14 protein-coding genes are annotated in these 20,803 nt (G+C 65.6%); 10 read left to right on the top strand and 4 right to left on the bottom strand.

Annotated features, from left to right (window positions below):
• Positions 1–44 precede the first annotated feature (44 nt).
• Positions 45–1,319 (top strand): acyl-CoA dehydrogenase family protein, encoded by a 1,275-nt coding sequence (locus ACERNI_RS09680; RefSeq protein ID WP_448833080.1) that lies wholly within the window; start codon positions 45–47, stop codon positions 1,317–1,319.
• A 208-nt stretch (positions 1,320–1,527) separates the two neighbouring features.
• Here ACERNI_RS09680 and ACERNI_RS09675 read toward each other — a convergent pair whose 3' ends face one another.
• Complete coding sequence (locus tag ACERNI_RS09675; RefSeq protein WP_448833079.1) at positions 1,528–2,592, bottom strand: phosphotransferase family protein; 1,065 nt, start codon at positions 2,590–2,592, stop codon at positions 1,528–1,530.
• A gap of 314 nt (positions 2,593–2,906) precedes the next feature.
• Between ACERNI_RS09675 and ACERNI_RS09670 the strand changes: the two genes are divergently transcribed.
• On the top strand, positions 2,907–4,130 hold the full coding sequence (locus tag ACERNI_RS09670; protein WP_448833078.1) for an ABC transporter substrate-binding protein: 1,224 nt from the start codon (positions 2,907–2,909) through the stop codon (positions 4,128–4,130).
• 79 nt (positions 4,131–4,209) lie between these two features.
• Here the strand turns inward: ACERNI_RS09670 and ACERNI_RS09665 are convergent, their stop codons facing one another.
• Positions 4,210–4,896 carry a TetR/AcrR family transcriptional regulator gene (locus ACERNI_RS09665; RefSeq protein ID WP_448833077.1) on the bottom strand — a complete coding sequence of 229 codons (687 nt, stop codon included), beginning with the start codon at positions 4,894–4,896 and terminating at the stop codon, positions 4,210–4,212.
• Positions 4,897–4,933: 37 nt separating this feature from the next.
• A complete protein-coding gene (locus ACERNI_RS09660) occupies positions 4,934–5,059 on the bottom strand; it encodes a hypothetical protein (protein ID WP_448833076.1) in 126 nt (41 codons plus the stop codon).
• A 355-nt stretch (positions 5,060–5,414) separates the two neighbouring features.
• Here ACERNI_RS09660 and ACERNI_RS09655 point away from each other — a divergent pair, with 355 nt between their 5' ends.
• From ACERNI_RS09655 to ACERNI_RS09630, 6 genes are all read left to right on the top strand, one after another.
• Entirely contained in the window at positions 5,415–6,641 is a 1,227-nt protein-coding gene (locus ACERNI_RS09655; protein ID WP_448833075.1) for an LLM class flavin-dependent oxidoreductase, read from the top strand.
• A gap of 136 nt (positions 6,642–6,777) precedes the next feature.
• Positions 6,778–7,401, top strand: coding sequence for an NADPH-dependent FMN reductase (locus ACERNI_RS09650; protein WP_448833074.1), 624 nt, complete (start codon positions 6,778–6,780; stop codon positions 7,399–7,401).
• 432 nt (positions 7,402–7,833) lie between these two features.
• A complete protein-coding gene (locus ACERNI_RS09645; protein WP_448833073.1) occupies positions 7,834–8,925 on the top strand; it encodes a hypothetical protein in 1,092 nt (363 codons plus the stop codon).
• Complete coding sequence (locus ACERNI_RS09640; RefSeq protein ID WP_448833072.1) at positions 8,922–9,965, top strand: phosphotransferase; 1,044 nt, start codon at positions 8,922–8,924, stop codon at positions 9,963–9,965. The genes ACERNI_RS09645 and ACERNI_RS09640 overlap by 4 nt, the downstream gene beginning before the upstream one ends.
• 524 nt (positions 9,966–10,489) lie before the next feature.
• A complete protein-coding gene (locus tag ACERNI_RS09635; RefSeq protein ID WP_448833071.1) occupies positions 10,490–14,476 on the top strand; it encodes an autotransporter domain-containing protein in 3,987 nt (1,328 codons plus the stop codon).
• A gap of 194 nt (positions 14,477–14,670) precedes the next feature.
• Positions 14,671–16,173, top strand: a complete 1,503-nt coding sequence (locus ACERNI_RS09630) for a carbohydrate porin (protein WP_448833070.1) — start codon at positions 14,671–14,673, stop codon at positions 16,171–16,173.
• A gap of 8 nt (positions 16,174–16,181) precedes the next feature.
• On the opposite strand, the gene ACERNI_RS09625 is transcribed toward ACERNI_RS09630, so the two are convergent.
• Positions 16,182–16,631, bottom strand: coding sequence for a PACE efflux transporter (locus ACERNI_RS09625; RefSeq protein WP_448833069.1), 450 nt, complete (start codon positions 16,629–16,631; stop codon positions 16,182–16,184).
• 81 nt (positions 16,632–16,712) lie between these two features.
• On the opposite strand from ACERNI_RS09625, the gene ACERNI_RS09620 reads away from it, so the two are divergent.
• Positions 16,713–17,618 carry a LysR family transcriptional regulator gene (locus ACERNI_RS09620; RefSeq protein ID WP_448833068.1) on the top strand — a complete coding sequence of 302 codons (906 nt, stop codon included), beginning with the start codon at positions 16,713–16,715 and terminating at the stop codon, positions 17,616–17,618.
• A gap of 303 nt (positions 17,619–17,921) precedes the next feature.
• Entirely contained in the window at positions 17,922–20,636 is a 2,715-nt protein-coding gene (locus ACERNI_RS09615; protein WP_448833067.1) for a LuxR C-terminal-related transcriptional regulator, read from the top strand.
• The last annotated feature ends 167 nt before the right edge of the window (positions 20,637–20,803 follow it).

Raw genomic sequence — 20,803 nt, 5'->3', positions numbered from 1 at the left:
GCCTGCAGATAACACATGAACAATAACACGTAGGGAGACCGAAATTGACGAAAGCAGCATACACGCCGCGCCAGACGCCTTATTCCCTGTCGCCAGACAGCGAACTGAACGACCTGCGCATGTCCGAACAGGCGCGGCCGCTGTTCGATCACGTCAAGCGCTTCATCCGCGAGACGGTCAATCCGATGTCGGTCGAATACTACAGGCTGGACGCGACGAAGAAGGACCGCTGGGGTTTCGCACCGGGCCAGCTTGAGTGCCTGCAGAAGGCCAAGGACAAGGCCAAGGCCGAGGGTCTGTGGAACTTTTTCCTGCCAGACGCGGAATCCGGCGTCGGCCTGAGCAACCTTGACTACGCCTACATCGCCGCCGAGCTTGGCAAGAGCCCGCTCGCATCCGAGGTGATGAACTGCTCGGCGCCGGACACCGGCAACATGGAAGTGCTGGAGCGCGTCGGCACCCCCGAGCAGAAGAAGCAGTGGCTTGAGCCGCTCCTGAACGGCGAGATCCGTTCGGCCTACGCCATGACCGAGCCGGGCGTCGCCTCCTCCGACGCCAAGAACGTCAGCACCACCGCCGTGCTCGATGGCGACGAGTGGGTGATCAACGGCGAGAAGTTCTACATCTCGGGCGCCGGCGACCCGCGCTGCAAGATCATGATCACCATGGTCAAGACCAGTCCGGACGCCGCGCCGTCGAAGCAGCAGTCGCAGATCCTCGTGCCGATCGACGCCAAGGGCGTCGAGATTGTCGGTCCGATGCACGTGTTCGGCCACGACCATGCGCCGCGCGGCCACATGCACATCCGCTTCAACAATGTGCGCGTGCCGAAGTCGAACATCCTGCTTGGCGAAGGTCGCGGTTTCGAGATCTCGCAGGTTCGCCTTGGCCCGGGCCGCATCCACCACTGCATGCGCACCATCGGCAAGGCCGAGAAGGCGCTGGACCTGATGGTGGAGCGCGGCAACAGCCGTGAAGCCTTCGGCCAGAAGCTGGCCAAGCTCGGCGGCAATCTGGAGCACATCTCCCGCGCCCGCATCGAGATCGAAGCCATGCGCCTGATGGTGCTGAAGGCCGCCAAGGCCATGGACGTGCTCGGCAACAAGGAAGCGCGCGTCTGGGTCAGCATGGTGAAGGCCATGGTGCCGGAGAAGGCCTGCCGCATCATTGACCAGGCCATGCAGATCCACGGCGCCGCTGGCGTTTCCCAGTGGTTCCCGCTGTCCGAGCTGTACACCGACGTGCGCCACCTGCGCTTCGCCGATGGCCCGGACGAGGTGCACCACATGGTCGTCGGCCGCTACGAGATCAACATCTGATCCACGCTGGGCGACGCCTGCGTCGCCTGTCGCCGATGAAACAAATAACGCCCCGGGCCAGCGCCCGGGGCGTTTTTGCATGCGTCGCCATAAGCAGCGTCAGCCAGAGCGTTTCCAGTGGAGCGGAACAGTTTCCGGCCGGAAACGCGGCCACTCCGACAGGGCGAAAACCCGTTCAGTGGAGCAGATATTCGCCCTGGGGCTTAACTCAGAACTGCGGCGTGCGATGCAGCAGCGCCAGCGCCACCGCCGACATGTCCTGGGCGCCGTTGACCACCTCACGCTCGGTGGAAATATTGCCGTCCAGCGCGCGGCGGTAGACGCCCTGGGTGATCGACGCCAGACGGAACGCCGCGAACGCCAGATAGAAATTCCAGTCGTCGATGCCGCCGCGCCCGGTGCGGCGGCAATAAGCGGCGACGTATTCGGCCTCGGTGGGAATACCGCTGCGGGCGAAATCGACATGCTTCAGGCTGCCGAGTTCGACGGAATCCGTATGCCACATGAAGCAGTTGTAGCCGAGGTCAGCCAGCGGATGGCCAATCGTCGACAGCTCCCAGTCGAGCACCGCGATGACGCGCGGCTCCGTCGGGTGGAACATGACATTGCCGAGACGGTAGTCGCCATGGGCGATGGTTGAGGCGTCATCGGCGGGAATACGGGCCGGCAGCTCCTCCAGCAGACGCTCCATGGCCGGAATATCCTCCGTCTGGGCGTCGCGATACTGTTTGGTCCAGCGCTTGAGCTGGCGAGCGAAAAAGTCGCCGCTGCGACCGAAATCGCCAAGACCAACCGCGTTGTAGTCAACCCTGTGCAGCCGGGCGAGCGCGTCATTCAGCCCATCATAGACCGCCGCCCGCTCCGCCGGCGAAAGCTCCGGCAGGGTCGCGTCCCGGAACACGCGGCCATCCAGGAAATCCATGACGTAGAATTCGGTGCCGATCAGCTCCGGGTCGTCGCAATAATGGCGCATGACCGGAACCGGCACGTCGGTCTGGGCCAGGGCCTGCATGGCGCGGTGTTCGCGATCGACCTGGTGGGCGCTGGCCAGCAGCTTGCCCGGCGGCTTCTTGCGCAGGACAAAGCGCCGCTCGCCATCCGGCGCCGCTGTCGACAACAGAAATGTCGGGTTTGACGCGCCGCCGGCAAACTGGCGGACACTCATGTTCGCGCCGAAATTCGCAATCCGCGCCGCCAGATATGCTTCAAGCCGTCCAGCATCGAAGCGGTGCGCCGGCAAGACCTCCCGGAGCGGCAAATCGCCCAGATTCATCGCGTTTCCATCCCTGTCATCAAGCACTTGTGTTGGCGCGCATGCTGCACGGGCGTTCCGGCAGGTCAATCCCGCCGCGCCGCCGGCCCGGGGTTTCCCCGCGCATTCCCGCTCCCGGAACAGCAGATGCCGGGCCGGCAAGCGTTGGGCGCGACAGGCGGCGGGCCGGCGCCGTCGCCTGCGCCCCGCGCAAGACGCGTCCGCAAGAAGCATCGGCAAGACTCGCGCCAGCGTATTGGTATCGACAGCCCAGGCATTGCTGACTAGTTTTTTGAAACGCGGCAACGACCGCGTTTGCAAGGAGAGGAAACCCCATGAGGTCTTCAGAACTTCCAGCATGCCTCGCGCTGGTCGCCGGCATGTTTTTGGGAAGCGCCGCGGCGATGGCGGCGACGAAACAATACGACACGGGCGCAAGCGACGCCGAGATCCGCATTGGCCAGACCGTGCCCATGAGCGGGCCTGCTTCCGCCTATGGCCTGATCGGCCGGGCCGAAGCCGCCTATGTGCGCATGATTAACGAGCAGGGCGGCCTGAATGGTCGCAAGATCAACCTCATCCAGTACGACGACGCCTACAATCCCCCCAAAACCGTCGAACACGTGCGGCGGCTGGTGGAGCAGGATGAGGTTCTCACCACCTTCCAGATTATTGGCGCGCCGGCCAATGCGGCGGTGCAGAAATACCTGAACGCCCGCAAAGTCCCGCAATTGCTGGTTTCAACCGGCGCCGCGCGTTTCACCGACCCGAAAAATTATCCATGGACGACAGCCTTCAACCCCGGCTTCAAATCGGAAGCGAAGATATACGCCGCCTATCTGCTGAAGGAGCATCCGGAGGCCAAAATCGGCATTCTCTATCAGAATGACGATCAGGGGCGCGATTACCTCAACGGCCTGAAGGAAGGGCTCGGGGACAAGGCCCGGACCATGATTGTCGCCGAGGAGCCGTACGAGCTGGCGGACCCGACCATCGATTCACAGATCGTGAAACTCCGGACCTCCGGCGCAGACGCGCTGTTTGCCGTGACCTCGCCGAAATTCGGCGCCCAGGCCATCCGCAAGGTGGCGCAGATCGGCTGGAAACCGGTCTACATCATCGACAGCAACAGCGCGCCCAGCGAAACCCTGCGGCCCGCCGGTTTCGACAATGCCAAAGGCATCATCTCGGCGACTTACGTCAAGGATCCGACGGACGCCCAATGGGCCGACGATCCGGGCATGAAACGCTTCAAGGCGTTCATGGCCCAATGGATGCCCGGCGAAGACCCCAACAGCGGCATCGCCATGTATGGTTACATGGCGGCGAAACTGCTGGTTCACATCCTTGGTCAGGCCGGCGATGAGCTGACCCGCGACAACATCATGAAACAGGTCACCAACATCCAGGGCTTTGACCCCGATCTGATGTTGCCCGGCATCACGACGGCGACGGCGAACAGTTACAAGGTCAACAGGCAGATGCAGATGATGCGCTTCGACGGCGCGCGCTGGGTCCGCTTCGGTGAGATCATCACCGATCATTCCGAGGCCAACTGACGCATCCGCATTCTGACGCGCCCAGGCGCCGCGCGGTCTGCGCCAGCCCCCGGCGGGGCATGCTCACCGGGGGCTGGCGTCAGGCGCTGCCCGCCAGAACCCGGGAAAGAAACTCATCATAGTCGGCGCGCGTCATGCCGATGGCCTGGTGGATCGCCGCCCGGTCAGCATTGAACATCAGCTCCATGGAGAACCCGCGCATGGCGGCGATCAGCGCGCGCGACCTGATCCGCAGCGGCTCCGGGTCCGCGACGCCAGCCTCCTCCGCCATCCGCACAATGTCGGCGTCCATCACGCGCTCGATGTTTTCAGCCAGCGGGCGCAGGCAGACAGCGAGCTCCGGCTCCCAACGGGCGGCGAGCAGGATTTCGTTCAGGGCAAAAGCCGCCGGCTCACGCTGCACGTCCTCAATAATCCGGCAAAGGGCGCGAAGACGATCCACAGGCTCCTCCAGCATGGCAAAGCGCCTGCGTCCCAGGTCGATCATGCCGGTCATCGCGAACCCGGCCGCCGCCGCCATCATGTGGGTGCGGGTCTGGAACTGGTGCAGCAGGGAGCCCCGGCTCACCCCGGCCGCCTCGGTGACCGCCTGGGTCGTCGTCGCGGAATAACCGACAGCGTTGAGGCAGTTAATCGTGGCGTCCAGCAGCCGGAGCCGGGTATCGCGTCCACGCGGCGTCAACGCGCGACGCCTGGCGTCGAGGAGAATGTCCCCATCGCCAGGCATGCGGGTTCGCGTGTGTGTATCCTGATCCTGCGCCGTCATCAGCCTGTTCACGGTTTTGCGCCATCGACCTTCCCGGTCATACCAGATCGCCGGCGATGACGCCGCATGGTTCCTTGACCGCATCATCCCGCCGCACCTGGTCGACGTCCAGCGAGCCGGCTGCGAAACCGCCTTGCTGCAACACCGCCTGACCGCAGTCCATATGCCGCCAGAATCCCCGCATCAAAATTTCTAGTCAAGATTGACTACTTGAAGCGCCCGCCATAGCGTTCAGGCAACGGGGAGCGTCCACAGATGACGCCCGCGTGGAGGACAAGGGGGTCGCGGGCCAGGCAGCGCATTGGGCGCGCCGGGACAATCCAGCCACAACCATCCTCCAGTCCTTTCAACCGCATGGCCTACGGATCATGCGACTGCAGGGACGTTTTGCGGCTCCCGGTTCCCGGCGCCGTTCAGGAGCAGACCGTACTGGCGGGCCCCGGGCGCGGGCGCCCTTCCCGCACGGTTCAACAGGCGGCGACCTGCCGGCAAAGCGCAGGCGCCAGGGGAGGTTGTCCATGTCCACGTCGTTGCCAGCCAGATTGCGTTTTGGCGCCTTCATCGCGCCATTCCATCCGCCGGATGAAAATCCAACGCTCGCGCTCGAGCGCGACATCGAACTGGTGCAGTGGCTGGACCGGCTCGGCTATGAGGAAGCCTGGATCGGCGAGCACCACTCCGCCGGCTACGAGCTGATCGCAAGCCCGGAGCTGTTCATCGCCACGGTTGCGGAGCGCACCAGGCACATCCGCCTCGGCACCGGCGTTTCCTCCCTCAGCTACCATCACCCGCTGATGCTGGCGGACCGCATCAACCAGCTCGATCACATCACCCGTGGCCGGGTGATGTTTGGCGTCGGTCCCGGGGCCCTGCCCTCCGACGCCTACATGATGGGCATTGAGGTGGCGAAGCAGCGCGACATGATGGACGAGGCGCTGGACGCGCTGGTTCCGCTGCTGCGCGGCGAAACCGTCAGCCGCAAGACCGACTGGTTCACCCTGCAGGATGCGCGCCTGCAGATGACGCCGTACTCCCGCCCGTCCGTGGAGATCGCCGTCGCCAGCCAGGTGTCGCCCACCGGCGCGCGGGCCGCCGGCCGCCATGGCGCCGCCATCCTGTCGCTGGGCGCGACCAGCGCCGGCGGCTTCAACGCCCTGTCGTCCAACTGGGCGATCGGCGAGCAGACCGCCGCCGACCATGGCAAGACCATGGACCGCAACGCCTGGCGGCTGGTCGGCCCCATGCACATCGCGGAAACCCGCGAGCAGGCCCGGGCCAACGTGCAGTTCGGCCTGGAAAAATGGCTGTTCTACTTCCGCGAGGTGGCCGCGCTGCCGATTTCGGTGGAGGCGGGCGTGGATCCGGTCGACGCCATGAACGCGACAGGTCTGGCGGTCATCGGCACGCCCGATGACGCCATCGCCCAGATCGAGCGCCTGGAGGCGCAGTCTGGCGGCTTCGGCGCCTACCTGCACCTGGCGCACAATTGGGCAAATTGGGACAACACCAAAAAGTCCTACGAACTGTTCGCCCGCTACGTCGCGCCGAAGTTCCAGCAGCTCAACGTCAATCGCGACGCTTCAATGAACTGGGCCAGGGACAATCACGCCGCTTTCCTTGGCCAGCAGGTGCAGGCCGTGGGCGCCCGCGTCGCGCAGCACATCGCCGAGAAGGGCGCGGACAATATCAGTCCCGAAATTCTCCAGGCCATGGGCATGGGCGACAAGACCAAAGCCGCCCAGTAAATCCCTGGCCGCCAGGGGACGTGGGCAAAAGTCCGCGACCCCTGGCGGTGCGCGGTTATCTTTTCACATCCGGTTGCCAACGGGGAGCCTGCTGGCCAGCCTGCCCCGGCGCCCGGACGCACGCCGGAGACGGTGCATGAACATGACGCATCCGCCCGACTGGAAGCGCCCCCTGATCCTTGGCGTCGGCGGCACAACCCGCCCGGGCTCCTCCACCGAGAAGGCGCTGCGCCTCGCCCTCGACAGCGCGGCGGACGCCGGCGCCGAAACCATCGCGCTGGTGGGCGATGATCTCGACTTCCCCATGTACGCGCCACATGATCCCCAACGGACGCCGAAGGCGGCGCGTTTCATCAGTCTTGTCGCGGCCTGCCAGGGCCTCGTGATCGCCTCGCCGGGCTACCACGGCATTGTTTCAGGGCTGGTCAAAAACGCCCTCGACTATGTGGAGGACCTGCGCGACAGCCCGCAGCCATATCTTGAGAATCGCGCGGTTGGCTGCATTGCCTGCGCCGCCGGCTGGCAGGCCACGGGCTCGACCCTGGTCAGCCTGCGCTCAGTCGTGCATGCGTTGCGCGGCTGGCCCACGCCTCTTGGCGGCGCCATCAATACCGCCCAGCCGGATTCCGGCCTCGACGCCAGCGCCCGGTCGCAGTTGCAGGCCATCGGCGGCCAGGTCGTGCATTTCGCCAGGGCAACAGGCGCCCTTGCGGTCCTGAGCCCCGAACCTGACAACGTCCGCCAGGTAAGGGCGGGTTGAAGCCAGGGCGAATTAAAAGTGCGGACAGCACCACCCTGCGCAACGCCGCCATGAGCCGCGCTGGCGTCATGGTCCAGCGCGGCGCCTTGCTGTCGCGCGCCTGTCCATTGAAATCCTGGCCGTCAGGATTCTGTCTGTCGCATTGAGGCCAACGGTCTTCCTGCTCCAGGGTGGCGGCGCTTCCCGAAAGCCGCTCCCAAAAGGCCCCTGGCCAGGACGGGGGAGCCCCAACGCGCGGCCACTTCGCCAGTGCGGCGGCAGCGCCGCCTGCGACCGCCGGCGCGGTCATCGCCCTGTTGGCTGATCGCGCCCGCCCCGGAAAATGGAAATGCGCCATTTGCCTGGTCGCCGGCCCGCATCAGGAAACCAGGCTGGAACCGCTGTCCCGGCCTGGAGACAAAAATAAAGTCAATCAGGGAAAGGGATAAGGAAATGCTGACACGGGGCGATGATTTTCCATTGCATCAGACCAGCGAACCCGTCGCATTTGCCGGGACAGACCGCAATTTTTATGACCGTTATTTCTTTAACGGTTACAGCCCTGACGGGTCAGTGTTTTTCGCTGCAGCCATGGGGTTCTATCCGCAGCTTGGCATTGTTGACGCCGCCTTCTGCGTTCTGGCCGGCGGCGTCCAGTACAACCTGCGCGCCAGCCGCCGGTCCGCTGGTGAACGGCTTGACCTGACGGTTGGCCCCATCGCCATTTCGGTTGACGCGCCGCTGGAAGTCCTGACCCTGCGCATCGCCGCGAATGATGGCCCGCTTGCGGGGGAGCTGACGTTCACCGGCCGGCATTTCCCAATCGAGGAACCCCGCTTTATCCGCCGCAATGGCACGCGCCTGTTCATGGACTACACGCGCCTGACCCAGAACGGCCACTGGCAGGGCTGGCTGTCCGTTAATGGCGCGCGCGTGGAGGCCGGCCCAGGCTGGAGCGGCACGCGCGATCGCAGCTGGGGCATCCGCCCGGTTGGCGCACGCGAGCCACAGCCACCGCCGGCGGGCAGTTTTTCACAGTTCTTCTGGCTGTGGACCCCATGCAATTTCGATGATTGCTCGCTGTTCTTCCACACCAATGACGATGCGGCGGGCCAGGCCTGGAACCGCCGGGCGGTGATTGCCGCTGATGGCGGAGCCGAGCGCCATTTCGATAGCGCCACCTTCTCCATCGACTGGCAGCCAGGAACACGCCGCATCACCCGGCTGCAGACGGAGCTCGCGCCGGGCCGCTTGCTGACGCTTGCGCCGACAGGGCCGGTGTTTGCGATGAGCGGCCTCGGTTACGGACATCCGGAATGGGGCCATGGTCTGGACCATGGAGCGGATCTTGCCGTGGCTCACGACAGCATGGATGAAGCCGCCCGGCGCTGGTCCAATCCGTTGGCCATGCACATCCAGGCCCTCGTCACCGCAGAACTGACCGGCGATGGCGCCAGGCGTCAGGGCCTTGGCGTGCTGGAGCAGATGTTTGTTGGCCCCCATGCGCCGACCGGGCTGTCCGGCCTGATGGAGCCCAGGCCATGAGCATTCCAGCAACCCCTGAAGCCATGAGCCCGGCCTGGCTGGCAACCGCGCTGGGGCGGGAAGCGGACGCCCTGCGCGGCTTCGCCGCCGAGAAGGTCGGCACCGGGCAGATGTGCGACAGTTTCCGCCTGACCCTCGACTGGCGTGACGCCGCCACCAGCCCGGCGAGCGTCATCGTCAAATGTCCCAGCCATGATGAAGCAAGCCGCAATATCGCGGCATTGACAGGAACCTATAAAAAAGAAGTCAGCTGGTACCAGGAACTTGCCGCCGGAAGCGGCGTTCCCGCGCCCGTCTGCTTCCATGCCGACATCGCGCCAAACCAGGTTGATTTCATCCTGGTCCTGTCAGACCTCACGCCAGCCCGACAGGGCGACCAGCTGGCTGGACTGGGTTTTGCGGATCTCAGGCCATGCATCACGGCTGCGGCCCGGTTGCACGCGCTGCTGTGGAATGACCCGCGCCTCGACCAGCTGCCCTGGCTGGCGCATGACAGCAGCGATACTGTCCGCGCGTTGTTCCCCCGATTCTATGAGGGCTTCAGACAGCGCTACGCCACGCGCCTGGCGCCCGAGGCCCTGGACCTGGGCGCCGGCCTTGTCCAGCGGCTGGACGCCTATCTGGCCCGCGCTCATGCGGCGCGCACCCTAGTTCACGGCGACCTGCGCATCGACAATGTGCTGTTCTCGCCAGATGACCAGCGGTGTTGGCTGGTTGACTGGCAAACACTGGGGCGCGGCAGCGGGGCGACCGACATCGCTTACCTGGTCGGCACCAGCATCGCCGACCCCATCGCGCGCGCCGCGGCGGATCGACCCGCGTTCGAGCACTGGATCAGCGCCCTGTCGGCCGCAGGCGTCGCGCCGGACATCGACAGCCTGTGGACCGACTACCGCATCGGCGCCCTCAGCGGGTACTTCATGGCGGTGTTCGCCTCCATGAGCGTCGCGCGCACGGAGCGCGGCGACGAGATGTTCGCGGTCATGGCCGAACGCCCGGCCCGTCAGGCGCTGGCTTTGGGCAGCCTCGACCTGCTCTGAGCACAATCAGCCTGGCTGACGCATCCTGCCGCGAACGACCGTCGCCGGACGTGGGGGGAATGCGCCAGCCAGGCGGCTTCAGTCAAAGATATGGCATGGCGGCGTGCGTGATCATGAAGCGCTGATAGCCAGTTATACGACGCTGCCCGTACAGCAATTGGATTGTATACGTTTTTGCAAAAAATTATGACACTATAATCTACCAAAAATTTAACCTGCATTAAGGATATTCATATTTTCTCCGTCAGGCATTTACCGGAAACCGCCTGCGTCATTAGCTTTCAATAGAGACAAACAACTTCAACCCAATGTCGGCAAAATTCAAACTCCCCCCTGTCGCGCATTCTAAATCACTTACAACCACCATTGACTTGAGCAACTCAAATGGCCATGACTCAGGTTCTATTGGGGTATGGGGTATAATTCTTATGATTGATAGCGGTACGATCGCGCGCCGGAAACTCGCGGCGCATGCGGCTCGTCGGCGCCGTGCGCTTCTGTTGGCATCATCGGCCGTTATGACCATGGCTTCGGGGGTCAGCTTCGCCTACGCAGATTTTTCTGGCGTTACCACTCCGATTGTCGCCGATGGCGTAACCGTCGGCCCTTACACCAACGTCAACATCAACGCTGGGACCGGCAAACGGGCGGTTTACGCGACCAACAATGGCGTCGCCACCGTGGTGAACGGTAATCTCTACGCGACAAGCTCGACAGCGCAGCGGGGCTTTGGCCTGCTCGCCGGCAAGGGCGGTGAGATCACCAGCGGCGCAAACATTACCATGACAGGCGACCGCGGACACGCCGTCCAGGCTGGCTTCAACGGCACCGGCAGCAACACTTACGATGGCTCCAGCGCCGGCACGGTCACCCTGACTGGCGGCAACATCGTTACCAACGGCGACTATGCTGTCGGTCTGCACGCCGTCGATTCGGGCGTCATCACCGCCAATGGCGTGACGGTCGAGACCAGGGGCCCAAACAGCCCCGGCGCCCACGCCGAGAGCAACAGTGAAATCAACATCACAGGCTCCAGCATCAGCACTGTTGGCGGCAGCCATGGCGTGCTTGCCAATAATGATCGCACCGGGGCGGCCGGCGGCGTCGTCAACCTGACGGACACCACGATCAACACCGCTGGCGGCAATGGCGTGCGTGTTGAAAAGGGCGGCTCGGCCAATGTGACCGGCGGCTCCATCAGCACGACGCAGGATTGGGCTTTTGGCGTCTACGCTACCGGCGCCGGTTCCGAAGCCACGCTGAACGGCGGCTCCATCAACACCAGCAATGAGCGCGCCTATGGCCTGCTCGCCGATACCGGCGCCGTCATCAACAGCAGCGCCAACATCACCACGGCGGGCAAAAATGCTCACGCGGTCAACGCCGGCGCCAATGGCACCGGTGGCGCAACCTACCCCACCGGCAGCGCCGGAACCGTCAATCTGACCGGCGGCGATATCAGCACCAGCGGCGTCTACGCCCTTGGCCTGCACGCCGTTGACGCCGGCGTCATCAACGCCAGCGGCGTCGCCATCACCACCTCCGGCGCGACCAGCTTCGGCGCCCAGGTGGAAAGCGAAAGCCGCATCGATCTGGCCAATTCCAGCATCGCCACTTCCGGCGCAGGCGCCCATGGCGTCGTCGCCAACAATGACCAGGCCGGCGCAACCGGCGGCGTCATCAACCTCACCAACACTGCGATCACCACCACTGGCGCCAATGCCATGGGTCTGGTCGTGGCGGCCGGCGCTTCGGCCAATGTGACCGGCGGCTCCATCAGCACGACCCAGGACTGGGCCTACGGCGTCTACGCCACCGGCGCCGGCTCCGAAGCCACGCTGAACGGCGGCTCCATCAACACCCAGGGCCAGCGCGCCTATGGCCTGCTCGCCGACAACGGCGCCGTCATCAACAGCAGCGCCAACATCACCACAACGGGCGATCGCGCCCATGCGGTGCAGACCGGCGCCAATGGCACCGGTGGCGCAACCTACCCCACCGGCAGCGCCGGAACCATCAATCTGACCGGCGGCAATATCGCTACCGGCGGCGTCTACGCCCTCGGCCTCCACGCCGTTGACGCCGGCGTCATCAACGCCAGCGGCGTCGCCATCACCACCTCCGGCGCGACCAGCTTCGGCGCCCAGGTGGAAAGCGAAAGCCGCATCGATCTGGCCAATTCCAGCATCGCCACTTCCGGCGCAGGCGCCCATGGCGTCGTCGCCAACAACGACCGCGCCGGCGCAACCGGCGGCGTCATCAACCTCACCAATGTCGCGATTGCCGCCTCGGGCGAGAATGCCCATGGCGCCGTTGCCGAAGCTGGCGGCCAGATCAACATGGCTGGCGGCTCCCTCACGGCGGGCGGCGCGGGCGGCGCGGGTCTGGCGCTGGGCGACGGCGCAACGGCCAATGTCAATGGCGGCTCCATCGCCTCGGCCCAGGACGCCGCCGTCCGCATCCACAACAACGCCGCGCTGGCGCTGAACAATGTCTCCGTTCAGGGAGCGACAGCGACCATCGCCACCTCCTTCAGCAAGGCGGACCAGAGCGTCGGCATCCTGGTTGGCTCCGGCGCGCAACTCGGCAGCGCTTCGGGCGTGCTGCTCTCGGTCGACCGTAGCGGCGCGGGCGGCGACAGCGGCAAGATTTCGCTGACGCTGGCCGATGGCTCGTCCTCGCGCGGCGACATCGTTGACCAGGGCGTGAAGACCACCGGCTACACCGACCTGGAGCTGGGCGCAGGCGCCAACTGGAGCGGCGTGGCCTACGGCGTCCGCAACTTCACCTCGCACCAGCGCGGCGGCGCCATGAACTTCGGCGACGGCACCGTCATCGAAGGCGTCCTGTCCGTCTCCCAGACGCAGCTGACCTTCAGTCCAGCCGGCGCAATCATTGTCGGCGACGTTACCCTGAGCAACTCATCCTCGTCGACTGGCGGGTCGCTCGGCGCGCCAATCATCGTTGGCGGCGATGTCAGCGTGGACGCTTCCTCGGCGCAGGGCGGCAACTGGCGCATCGGCGGCAACCTCATCAACTATGGCATGCTCCGGCCAGGCAATTCGATTGGCCTGGTGCAGGTTGGCGGCAACCTGAACCTGGCTGGAACCTCCGTATACCAGGCCGAAATCAATGCGGCTGGCCAGGCGGACCTGATTGCTGTGGCCGGCGTCGCCAACCTCGCCGGTCGGGTCGAAGTCTCGCCATGGCCGGCCAACGGCGGCTTCCTTGTCGGTACGGCTTACACGATCGTTTCGGCTGGCGGCGGCTTTGGCGGCTCATCCTTCGACGGCGGCGTCGCCTGGTCGAATGGCGTGGGATACATCTTCCTCGCGCCGTCACTGAGCTATGACGCACATAACGCTTACGTCACGATCGGTCGCAGCAATGTCACCATGGCTTCGGTGGCGCTGACGCCGAACCAGGCCTCCGCCGCCACCGCCATTGACCGCCTGCCGGTAACCAATGCGCTGTTCGGGCAGGTCGCCCTGCAAACATCCGCAGCGGGCGCCCGTCAGGCGTTCGACGCGATCTCCGGTGAGGCTCACGCTTCGCTCGCCGGCGCCCTGATTGAAGACAGCCGTCAGGTGCGCGACGCCGTGAACAACCGCCTGCTTCAGGCGTTTGGCGGTTCGGTCGCCACCGCGAACAGCGCCCGGACCCAGGCAGCCTCTGGCCTCAACGCCACCATCTGGGGCCAGGGCTTCGGCTCCTGGGGGCATGCCAGCGCCGCGCACGGCGCCAGCGCGAAAGCGGAGCGCTCATCCGCAGGCTTCCTCGCTGGCGTTGACGCGCCGGTGTTCGATACCTGGCGCTTCGGCCTGGCCGCCGGCTATACCCGCACGTCGGTGGATGTGGACCAGCGGCTCTCCTCGGCCTCGGTGGACAGCTATCACCTTGCCCTGTACGGCGGCAGCACCTTCGGCGCGATTGGCGTGCGTTTCGGCGCTGCCTACACCTGGAACGACGCGGATGCCCGCCGTGGCGTCGCCTTCCCCGGCTTCGCCGACAGCGCGCGCAGCTCCTACCGGTCCGGCGTCGCCCAGGTATTCGGCGAAACCAGCTATGCGGCCCGCTTCGGCGCCACGGCTGTCGAGCCTTTCCTGAACGTGGCCTGGGTTAACCTGGATAGCGATCGCTTCCAGGAGTATGGCGGCGCCGCCGCTCTCATGGGCAAAACCAGCGACATGAACACGGCGTTCACCACGCTCGGCGCCCGGATTGCCCACACCTTCGCCATGGCCAATGGCTACGCTGTAACGGCGCGCGGCGTCATCGGCTGGCGCCATGCCTTCGGCGATGTCGATCCGCGCAGCTGGATGTCCCTCGCCGGCGGCGCATCCTCCTTCAATGTCACGGGCGCGCCCATCGCCCGCAACAGCCTGCTGCTTGAGGCGGGACTGGACATGAACATCGCCGCCAATGTCACGCTCGGCGTGGCGTGGACCGGTCAGCTGGCCGAGCGCGCCCAGGACAATTCGGTGAAGGGTAACTTCGCCGTCCGCTTCTGACGCGCTCGCGCCTGTCATGGACACTGGAAGGGCCGGCGTTTCGCCGGCCCTTCTGCTTTTCCGGGGCCGGTTTCACGACGCCGGGCGCAAAGCCAGGGAAAACGTGCGCCGGCCTGCGTAACGGCGGACATGTCACAGGAGTGTGGTACAGGTGGGCTTGAAAGTAGCGGGAGCACTATCTGGAGAGTCGTTACGTGACATGGGTCAGGTCCCTGACTGTACTCTGGGTGGGTGTGCTGGCGGCCATCCCGCCGGCGAACGCGCAGCCAACGGGCGCTTCTCCAGCCGAGGCGCGGCGCATCGCCTCCGAAACGCCATTTGTTGACAATGCCGAGGGCGCCGGCGGCGATCCCCAGACCTCGGTTGCCCAGCCCGAGACGTCCGCCAAGCCTTCCGCCAATCTCACCACCTCCATCCAGGAGCTTCTCGGTCCGCGCGGCGACCCAGGCGGCATGCGCGCCTGGCTGCTGCAACGCGGCGTCAGCTACAGCTTCACCTATATTGGCGAGGTGCTTGGCGTCGCCTCAGGGGGCATGCGGCGCGGCGGCGTCTACGATGGCCGTCTTGATGTTCAGGCCGATGCGGATCTGGAAAAGCTGCTGGGCTGGCGCGGCGCCAGCATCCACGCCAACCTGTACCAGATCCACGGAACCGGGTTGTCGCGTTATTACGTCGGCAACATGCTCACGGTCAGCGGCATCGAGGCCCTTCCCTCCACCCGTCTCTACGAACTCTGGTTCGAGCAGAAATTTTTCAATGACGTCCTGAGCATTCGCGCCGGGCAACTCGCCGCCGACACCGAGTTCGCCGTTAGCCAGACCGGCACGCTGTTCGTCAATGGAACCTTCGGCTGGCCAGGAATTCTCGCCGCCAATCTGCCGGCCGGCGGCCCGGCCTACCCCCTGGCGACGCCGGGAGTCCGCGCGAAATATACGCCGGACAGGAATTTTTCCTTCCAGATTGGCCTGTTCAATGGCGACCCGGCGGGCGTCGGCCGGCGGGACGCTGATCCGCAGCGGCTCAACCGCGGCGGCGTCAACTTCCGGACCGGCGATCCGGCTTTGATCATTGCTGAAGCGGCATATGCTTATGGCCTCGGCGCCCGGGACAGGATCAAACCCGGAACCGTGACGGTAGGCGGCTGGACGCATTTCGGCCGGTTCAATGACCTGCGCCCTGGCGAAACCTGGCAATTGTCGGGCAGTCCGGCAGACGTCGGCGCCGCGCGCAGCCGGCGCGGCGACAGCGGCGTCTACGCCATGATCGACCAGACGATCTATCGCGAGGCTCGCGATCCAAATGACGGCGCCTCGGCGTTCGTCCGGGTCGCGGTTTCACCATCGGATCGCAACCTGGTCGACCTCTATGTCGACGCCGGCGTGAGCTACAAGGGTCTGTTGCGCGGCAGGTCCGACGATACCATCGGCGTGGGTTTTGCGTTCGCGCGGATTTCCCGCGATGCGCGCGACCTGGACATGAATGCGATCCTGCAATCGCGACAGCCCGGCCCAAGGCGCAGCAGCGAAGCCGTTCTGGAGCTGACCTATCAGGCCGTGCTGGCCCCGGGCGTCACGGTGCAGCCGGACTTCCAGTATGTGTTCCGGCCGGGTGGGGGCATCGCCAATCCGCGCGACCCCGCTGGCGCGCGGATCAGGAATGCAGCGATCTTCGGTCTGCGCGCCGCGATCCGTTACTGACCGGACGCTCACGCCAGGACGTCGCGCGCGGCCGGGACGCCAGCCGGGATCGGGAAGATCCGGTCATAGGCAAGATTGAACACAAATGCATGGACCAGGTAAAAGGTCACGATCGCCACGTCCATGACGAGGGCCGTCCAGAAGGAAATGCCAAGATACCAGGCAATGACCGGGACGAGGAGCAGCACAAGGCCGGCCTCAAACAGGATCGCGTGCCCCACGCGGATCAGCAGCGTCTTGGCGGGACTGCCCGTGAGCCGGATCATCGCGTGGTCAAAGCCAAGATTATAGACAAAGTTCCACACGGTCGCGACGGTCGCCGAGACGACGCCGATAACGCCCATATGGCTGAGCGGCTGGTTGAACAGCCACGCCGCCCCCGGCATGAAAATCGCCAGGCCAATCACCTCGAACAGCAGCGCGTGCCGGACCCGGTCGGAGAAGGAACGCGTCATCATCAGGTCCTTTCGTGTTTGTCGACGCGCTTCTATCTGATATTTCTGGATACAGAAGTTAGATAACATCTGGAAAGCAGATAGATGTCCGTTTCCATGGAACAGCTGGAGGCCTTCGTGGCGGCAGCCGGCGCTGGCTCCTTCTCCGGCGCGGCGCGGCGGCTGGGCAAGGCGCAATCGGCGGTCAGCACCCATATCGCCAATCTGGAGGAAGACCTGGGGACCGCGCTGTTCAACCGCGCCGGCAGAACCCCGGCGCTCACCGCGGCGGGCGCGCGGCTGTTGCCGGAAGCAAAAATCATCCTCGACCGGCGCGCGCATTTTATCGGCGTCGCCCGCAGCTTCGAGGCCCGCGTCGAGAAGCGGCTGGTCATGGCGATCGACGAGCTCTATCCCGAAGCCATGGTGGGCGAATTGTGCGCCGCGTTCGCCGGGCATTTTCCCCATGTGGAGCTGGAGTTGCTGTTCCCGATCATGGAGGACGTCAGCCGCCTGGTGCTGGATGGCAAGGCCCAGATCGGCGTGATGTGGCGGCAGGAAAACCTGCCGCCGGAGCTGGGCTTCAAAACCATCGGCTGGGCGCCGCTGAAGCTGGTTTGCGGAAAAAGCCATCCGCTGGCGCAGACGCGGGTTGATTGGGAGGACCTGAAGCGCCATCGCCAGCTGATGGTCACCGTGCGCAACGAAAGCGCCGAGCGTCACAGGTTGCGCATCGCGGCGGAGGTCTGGTGGGTCGAGAGCCACTGGGTGATCATGCAGATCCTCAGGCACGGCGTCGGCTGGGCGCTGATCCCCGCCCACATTGTCGACAGTTCGCCGGTCGCGCGCGAACTGGCGATACCGGAACTGGAGTTTGACGCGGGCGAATGGCCGGTCGCGCTGGACGTCGTCTGGCACAAGCAGAAACCTTCCGGCCCGGCTGCGGAATGGCTGCGGCGGCGCCTCACGACCATGAAACTTGACCCGGCGCCTGGTCAGACCACAGCCTGACACAAGCCAGCCGGGAAGCGGACCAGGCCCGCGACGACGGCGCCAGACACGCCGTCCCGCGCAAAAAGCCCACATTTGGCGGGCGCCCGGTTGCGCCCGGCCGGAAAGCCATGAATCATCCCGGCGCGGCCGGGCGGCCGGGGTCTGCGAAACCGGACGCAACCGCGAGCACGACGGCCAGCTGGCGTCGGGGCGACCGCGCAAATTCGGGAACCAGGAAAACCTGTTCAGGAAAACCTGGTCCAGCCTGGCAGGCGCGGTCTCCAGATGCATGGCGCGCCGGGGAACGGGATGCCTGGAACGATGACGTCGACGCCCTTGCTGGTGAGCACAAAATTCGCCCCGCCACGGCTGCCCCTGCATCCGGTGGCGCGGGAGGCGTTGTCCGCACTGCTTGGCCGGGTGCGACACAGCCGGCTCACGCTGGTCACCGGAGGCGCGGGCTTTGGCAAGACGACCATGCTGGCCCAGATCCGGCTCGAACTGCTGCGCCACGACGCCTCCGTGCTGTGGGTTTCGCTGTCAACCGACGAGCGGAGTTTTCCGGCGTTCTGCGCCAGCCTGACCGGCGGCCTGCAGCAGGCGGGCCTGCTTCCCGGCGACGAATTGCCAATGCCCGCCGAGGCGGATGGCGACGATGAGCTCAGGGCTGTGGCGGCGACGCTCATCAATGCATTCGCGCACGGCGACGCCGAGATATTTCTCCTGGTCGATGATTTTCACCACACGGGCGACCCGCGCATTGAACAGCTGGTGCAACTGCTGGTGGAAGGCGGCCCGGTCAATCTGCACGCCATCATCGCCTCACGGACCGCGCCAGGGCTGCAACTGGGGCGGTTGCGGGCCATGGGCCACCTGTGCGAGATCGCGGCCGCCGATCTGGCCTTCAGCTTCCGTGAGTCGTTGGCGTTTCTCAGATCGAACCTTGATCCGCACATCGATCTGGACATGGCGCATGGCATACACGCGCAGACCGACGGCTGGCCCATCGGCCTGCAGCTGACGGCCATCGCGCTGAAAGCCGGCCACCGCCGACGCATCGGCTGGAGCGGCGCGCAGCCCAACAGCGACGACCTGAACGCCTATCTGACGGAAGACGTGCTCGCCGGCTTTCCGGAAGGATTGATGGATTTCCTGCAGAAGCTCTCCATTTTGCGGCGTTTCAATGCGGAGCTGGCCGCCCATGTCACCGGCGCCGCCAACGCGGCCGACATGCTCGCCACGATCGGCGGCCTCAACCTGTTTCTGCAACCGGTTGATCTGGAAGGCCGCCACCAGTGGTACCGGCTGCACCCCATGTTCATCGAATATCTCAACGGCAAGCTCGGCCAGAGCAATGTTGAGGTTCGCGCGTTGCACCGCCGGGCGGCGGAATGGTTCGCCCGGGAAAACCTCGTCACAGAGGCGTTCCGGCACGCCCTGCCGAGTGAGGATTTCGATCTCGCCATCAACGTGATGGAGCGCACGCTGCGCCCGACCCGGAACCTCAATGAAGTCGGCCTGTTCACGCGCTGGATCGAGGGCCTGCCCGTCGACGTCGTCAGCCAGCGCCCGAAGCTGGCCGTCCTCGGCGCATGGGCCTATGCCCTTACCGCCCGGCCGGACCAGGCGACAGCCCTCATCGCCCGGATGGAAAGCGGCGGCGCCAGCGACCGGCACCGCGCGCGCATTATCCTCGCCAATGGCATGATCGCCGTCCAGCGTGACGATCAGGAAGCTTGCCGCGCCGCAATCGCCCCACTCATGACCGGGCGTCTGGCCAACGCCCAGCTGGAGCACATCCGGCTTGGCCTGGTGATCGGCGTTCTGGCGCGGCAGGGGCATTATGCGGAAGCGCGGGCCGAGGCCCGGAACATCATGACCCGCGACAATCACGAACCGTCGCTGATCGCGCGCAACGCGGCGGTCATGGTGGAGCTGGTTCAGGGAAACTTCCTGGAAGCCCAGCGCCTCACGGCGCCCCTGCTCGCTTTGGCCGAGGGCGCCCACGGCCCGCGCTCTCTCAGCGCCTGCATGATCGCGGCGACGATGGCCGAGATCGCATATGAATTCGATGACACGGCCGGGGTCGGCGAATTGCTGGCGCGGCGCATGGACATGCTGCGCTTTTCCGTTCCGGCCTGCGCCATCGCCGCGGCGCTGTGTGTGGCGCGGCTGCAGGCCATCCACGACTCGCCCGCCATAGCCGCGAGCTATCTCGCCGCCAGGACGGAGCACTTTCGCGCGCGCGGGCTTGAGCGCGGCGTGGCGCTGATGGTCGCCGAGCAATTGCGGCTTGAACTGGATAGCGAGGCCTGGCGCCAGGGCGACTGGCGCAAGGCCGGCGTCCTGCTTCAGGAACTTGAGGAACTGGATCGCCGCCATGCGGGCAACCGGGTGCTCGACAGGGAAATCCGGGCCATTGCGGCGCTTTCCAGGGCGCGGCTGGCGCGGGCCCGCGGCGAAGGAGACGCCGCCCTGGAAGCGCTCGACGCGGTGGACGCGGTGGCCGGCCAGTTGCGGCGCGGGCAACTGGCTGTCACCGCCCGCGTCGTGCGCGCCCTGGCGCTCGCTGACCTGGAGCGGGACGACGAAGCCGCCGCCTGCCTGACCGCCGCCCTGGGCAGCGGATATGAGCTGGGCCTTGTCAGAACATTCCTTGATGAGGGGGAGCCGCTGCGCCAGTTGCTCGCCAGCCTGCCAAAACCAGGCGACCGGGCCCTGCAGGCGTACCGGCGCCAGCTGCTGGCGCGTCGCTTCGCCGGCGCCGGGGAGGACGCGCCGCTGGCCGGGGCCGGGCGCGCTGGCGGGGACCGCAAGAGCGCCGCCGCCCTGACCCCGCGGGAGGCGCAGATTCTCGATCTGCTGGAACAGGCGATGCCCAACAAGCGGATTGCCCAGGCCCTCGATATCAGCGCCCAGACGGTGAAGTGGAACTTGCGCAACATCTTCATGAAGCTCGGCGTATCCACCCGCTACGAAGCCATCCTGGCCGTCCGCGAACGGAGCAAACAGGGCGCGCGGCCGGGTTCGCCCTGAACGCGCCACTTCCCCGCGCCCATCGCCCCCGCGCTTTGCTGCCGCCGTTCGCTCCCCACCCATTTGGTGGGGGATTTTTTGCGGCCAATCCCACCCATCATGACCAGGTTACACCAGGCCCTGAACTGACGACCCTGCGCCCATGAACCGTCCGCGCGCCCTCCGCC

The sequence above is a fragment of the Camelimonas sp. ID_303_24 genome (assembly GCF_053543495.1).
Note: the sequence above shows the minus strand (reverse complement) of the source record. Positions and strands in the feature narration are given on the sequence as shown.

Excerpts from the sequence above, each read along its gene's own strand:
- ACERNI_RS09640 (WP_448833072.1), top strand. The coding sequence starts at position 8,922 with ATGAGCATTCCAGCAACCCCTGAAGCCATGAGCCCGGCCTGGCTGGCA.
- ACERNI_RS09655 (WP_448833075.1), top strand. The coding sequence starts at position 5,415 with ATGTCCACGTCGTTGCCAGCCAGATTGCGTTTTGGCGCCTTCATCGCG.
- ACERNI_RS09650 (WP_448833074.1), top strand. The coding sequence starts at position 6,778 with ATGAACATGACGCATCCGCCCGACTGGAAGCGCCCCCTGATCCTTGGC.
- ACERNI_RS09620 (WP_448833068.1), top strand. The coding sequence starts at position 16,713 with ATGTCCGTTTCCATGGAACAGCTGGAGGCCTTCGTGGCGGCAGCCGGC.
- ACERNI_RS09625 (WP_448833069.1), bottom strand. The coding sequence starts at position 16,631 with ATGATGACGCGTTCCTTCTCCGACCGGGTCCGGCACGCGCTGCTGTTC.
- ACERNI_RS09670 (WP_448833078.1), top strand. The coding sequence starts at position 2,907 with ATGAGGTCTTCAGAACTTCCAGCATGCCTCGCGCTGGTCGCCGGCATG.
- ACERNI_RS09675 (WP_448833079.1), bottom strand. The coding sequence starts at position 2,592 with ATGAATCTGGGCGATTTGCCGCTCCGGGAGGTCTTGCCGGCGCACCGC.
- ACERNI_RS09665 (WP_448833077.1), bottom strand. The coding sequence starts at position 4,896 with ATGACGGCGCAGGATCAGGATACACACACGCGAACCCGCATGCCTGGC.
- ACERNI_RS09645 (WP_448833073.1), top strand. The coding sequence starts at position 7,834 with ATGCTGACACGGGGCGATGATTTTCCATTGCATCAGACCAGCGAACCC.
- ACERNI_RS09615 (WP_448833067.1), top strand. The coding sequence starts at position 17,922 with ATGACGTCGACGCCCTTGCTGGTGAGCACAAAATTCGCCCCGCCACGG.
- ACERNI_RS09635 (WP_448833071.1), top strand. The coding sequence starts at position 10,490 with ATGGCTTCGGGGGTCAGCTTCGCCTACGCAGATTTTTCTGGCGTTACC.
- ACERNI_RS09660 (WP_448833076.1), bottom strand. The coding sequence starts at position 5,059 with ATGGACTGCGGTCAGGCGGTGTTGCAGCAAGGCGGTTTCGCAGCCGGC.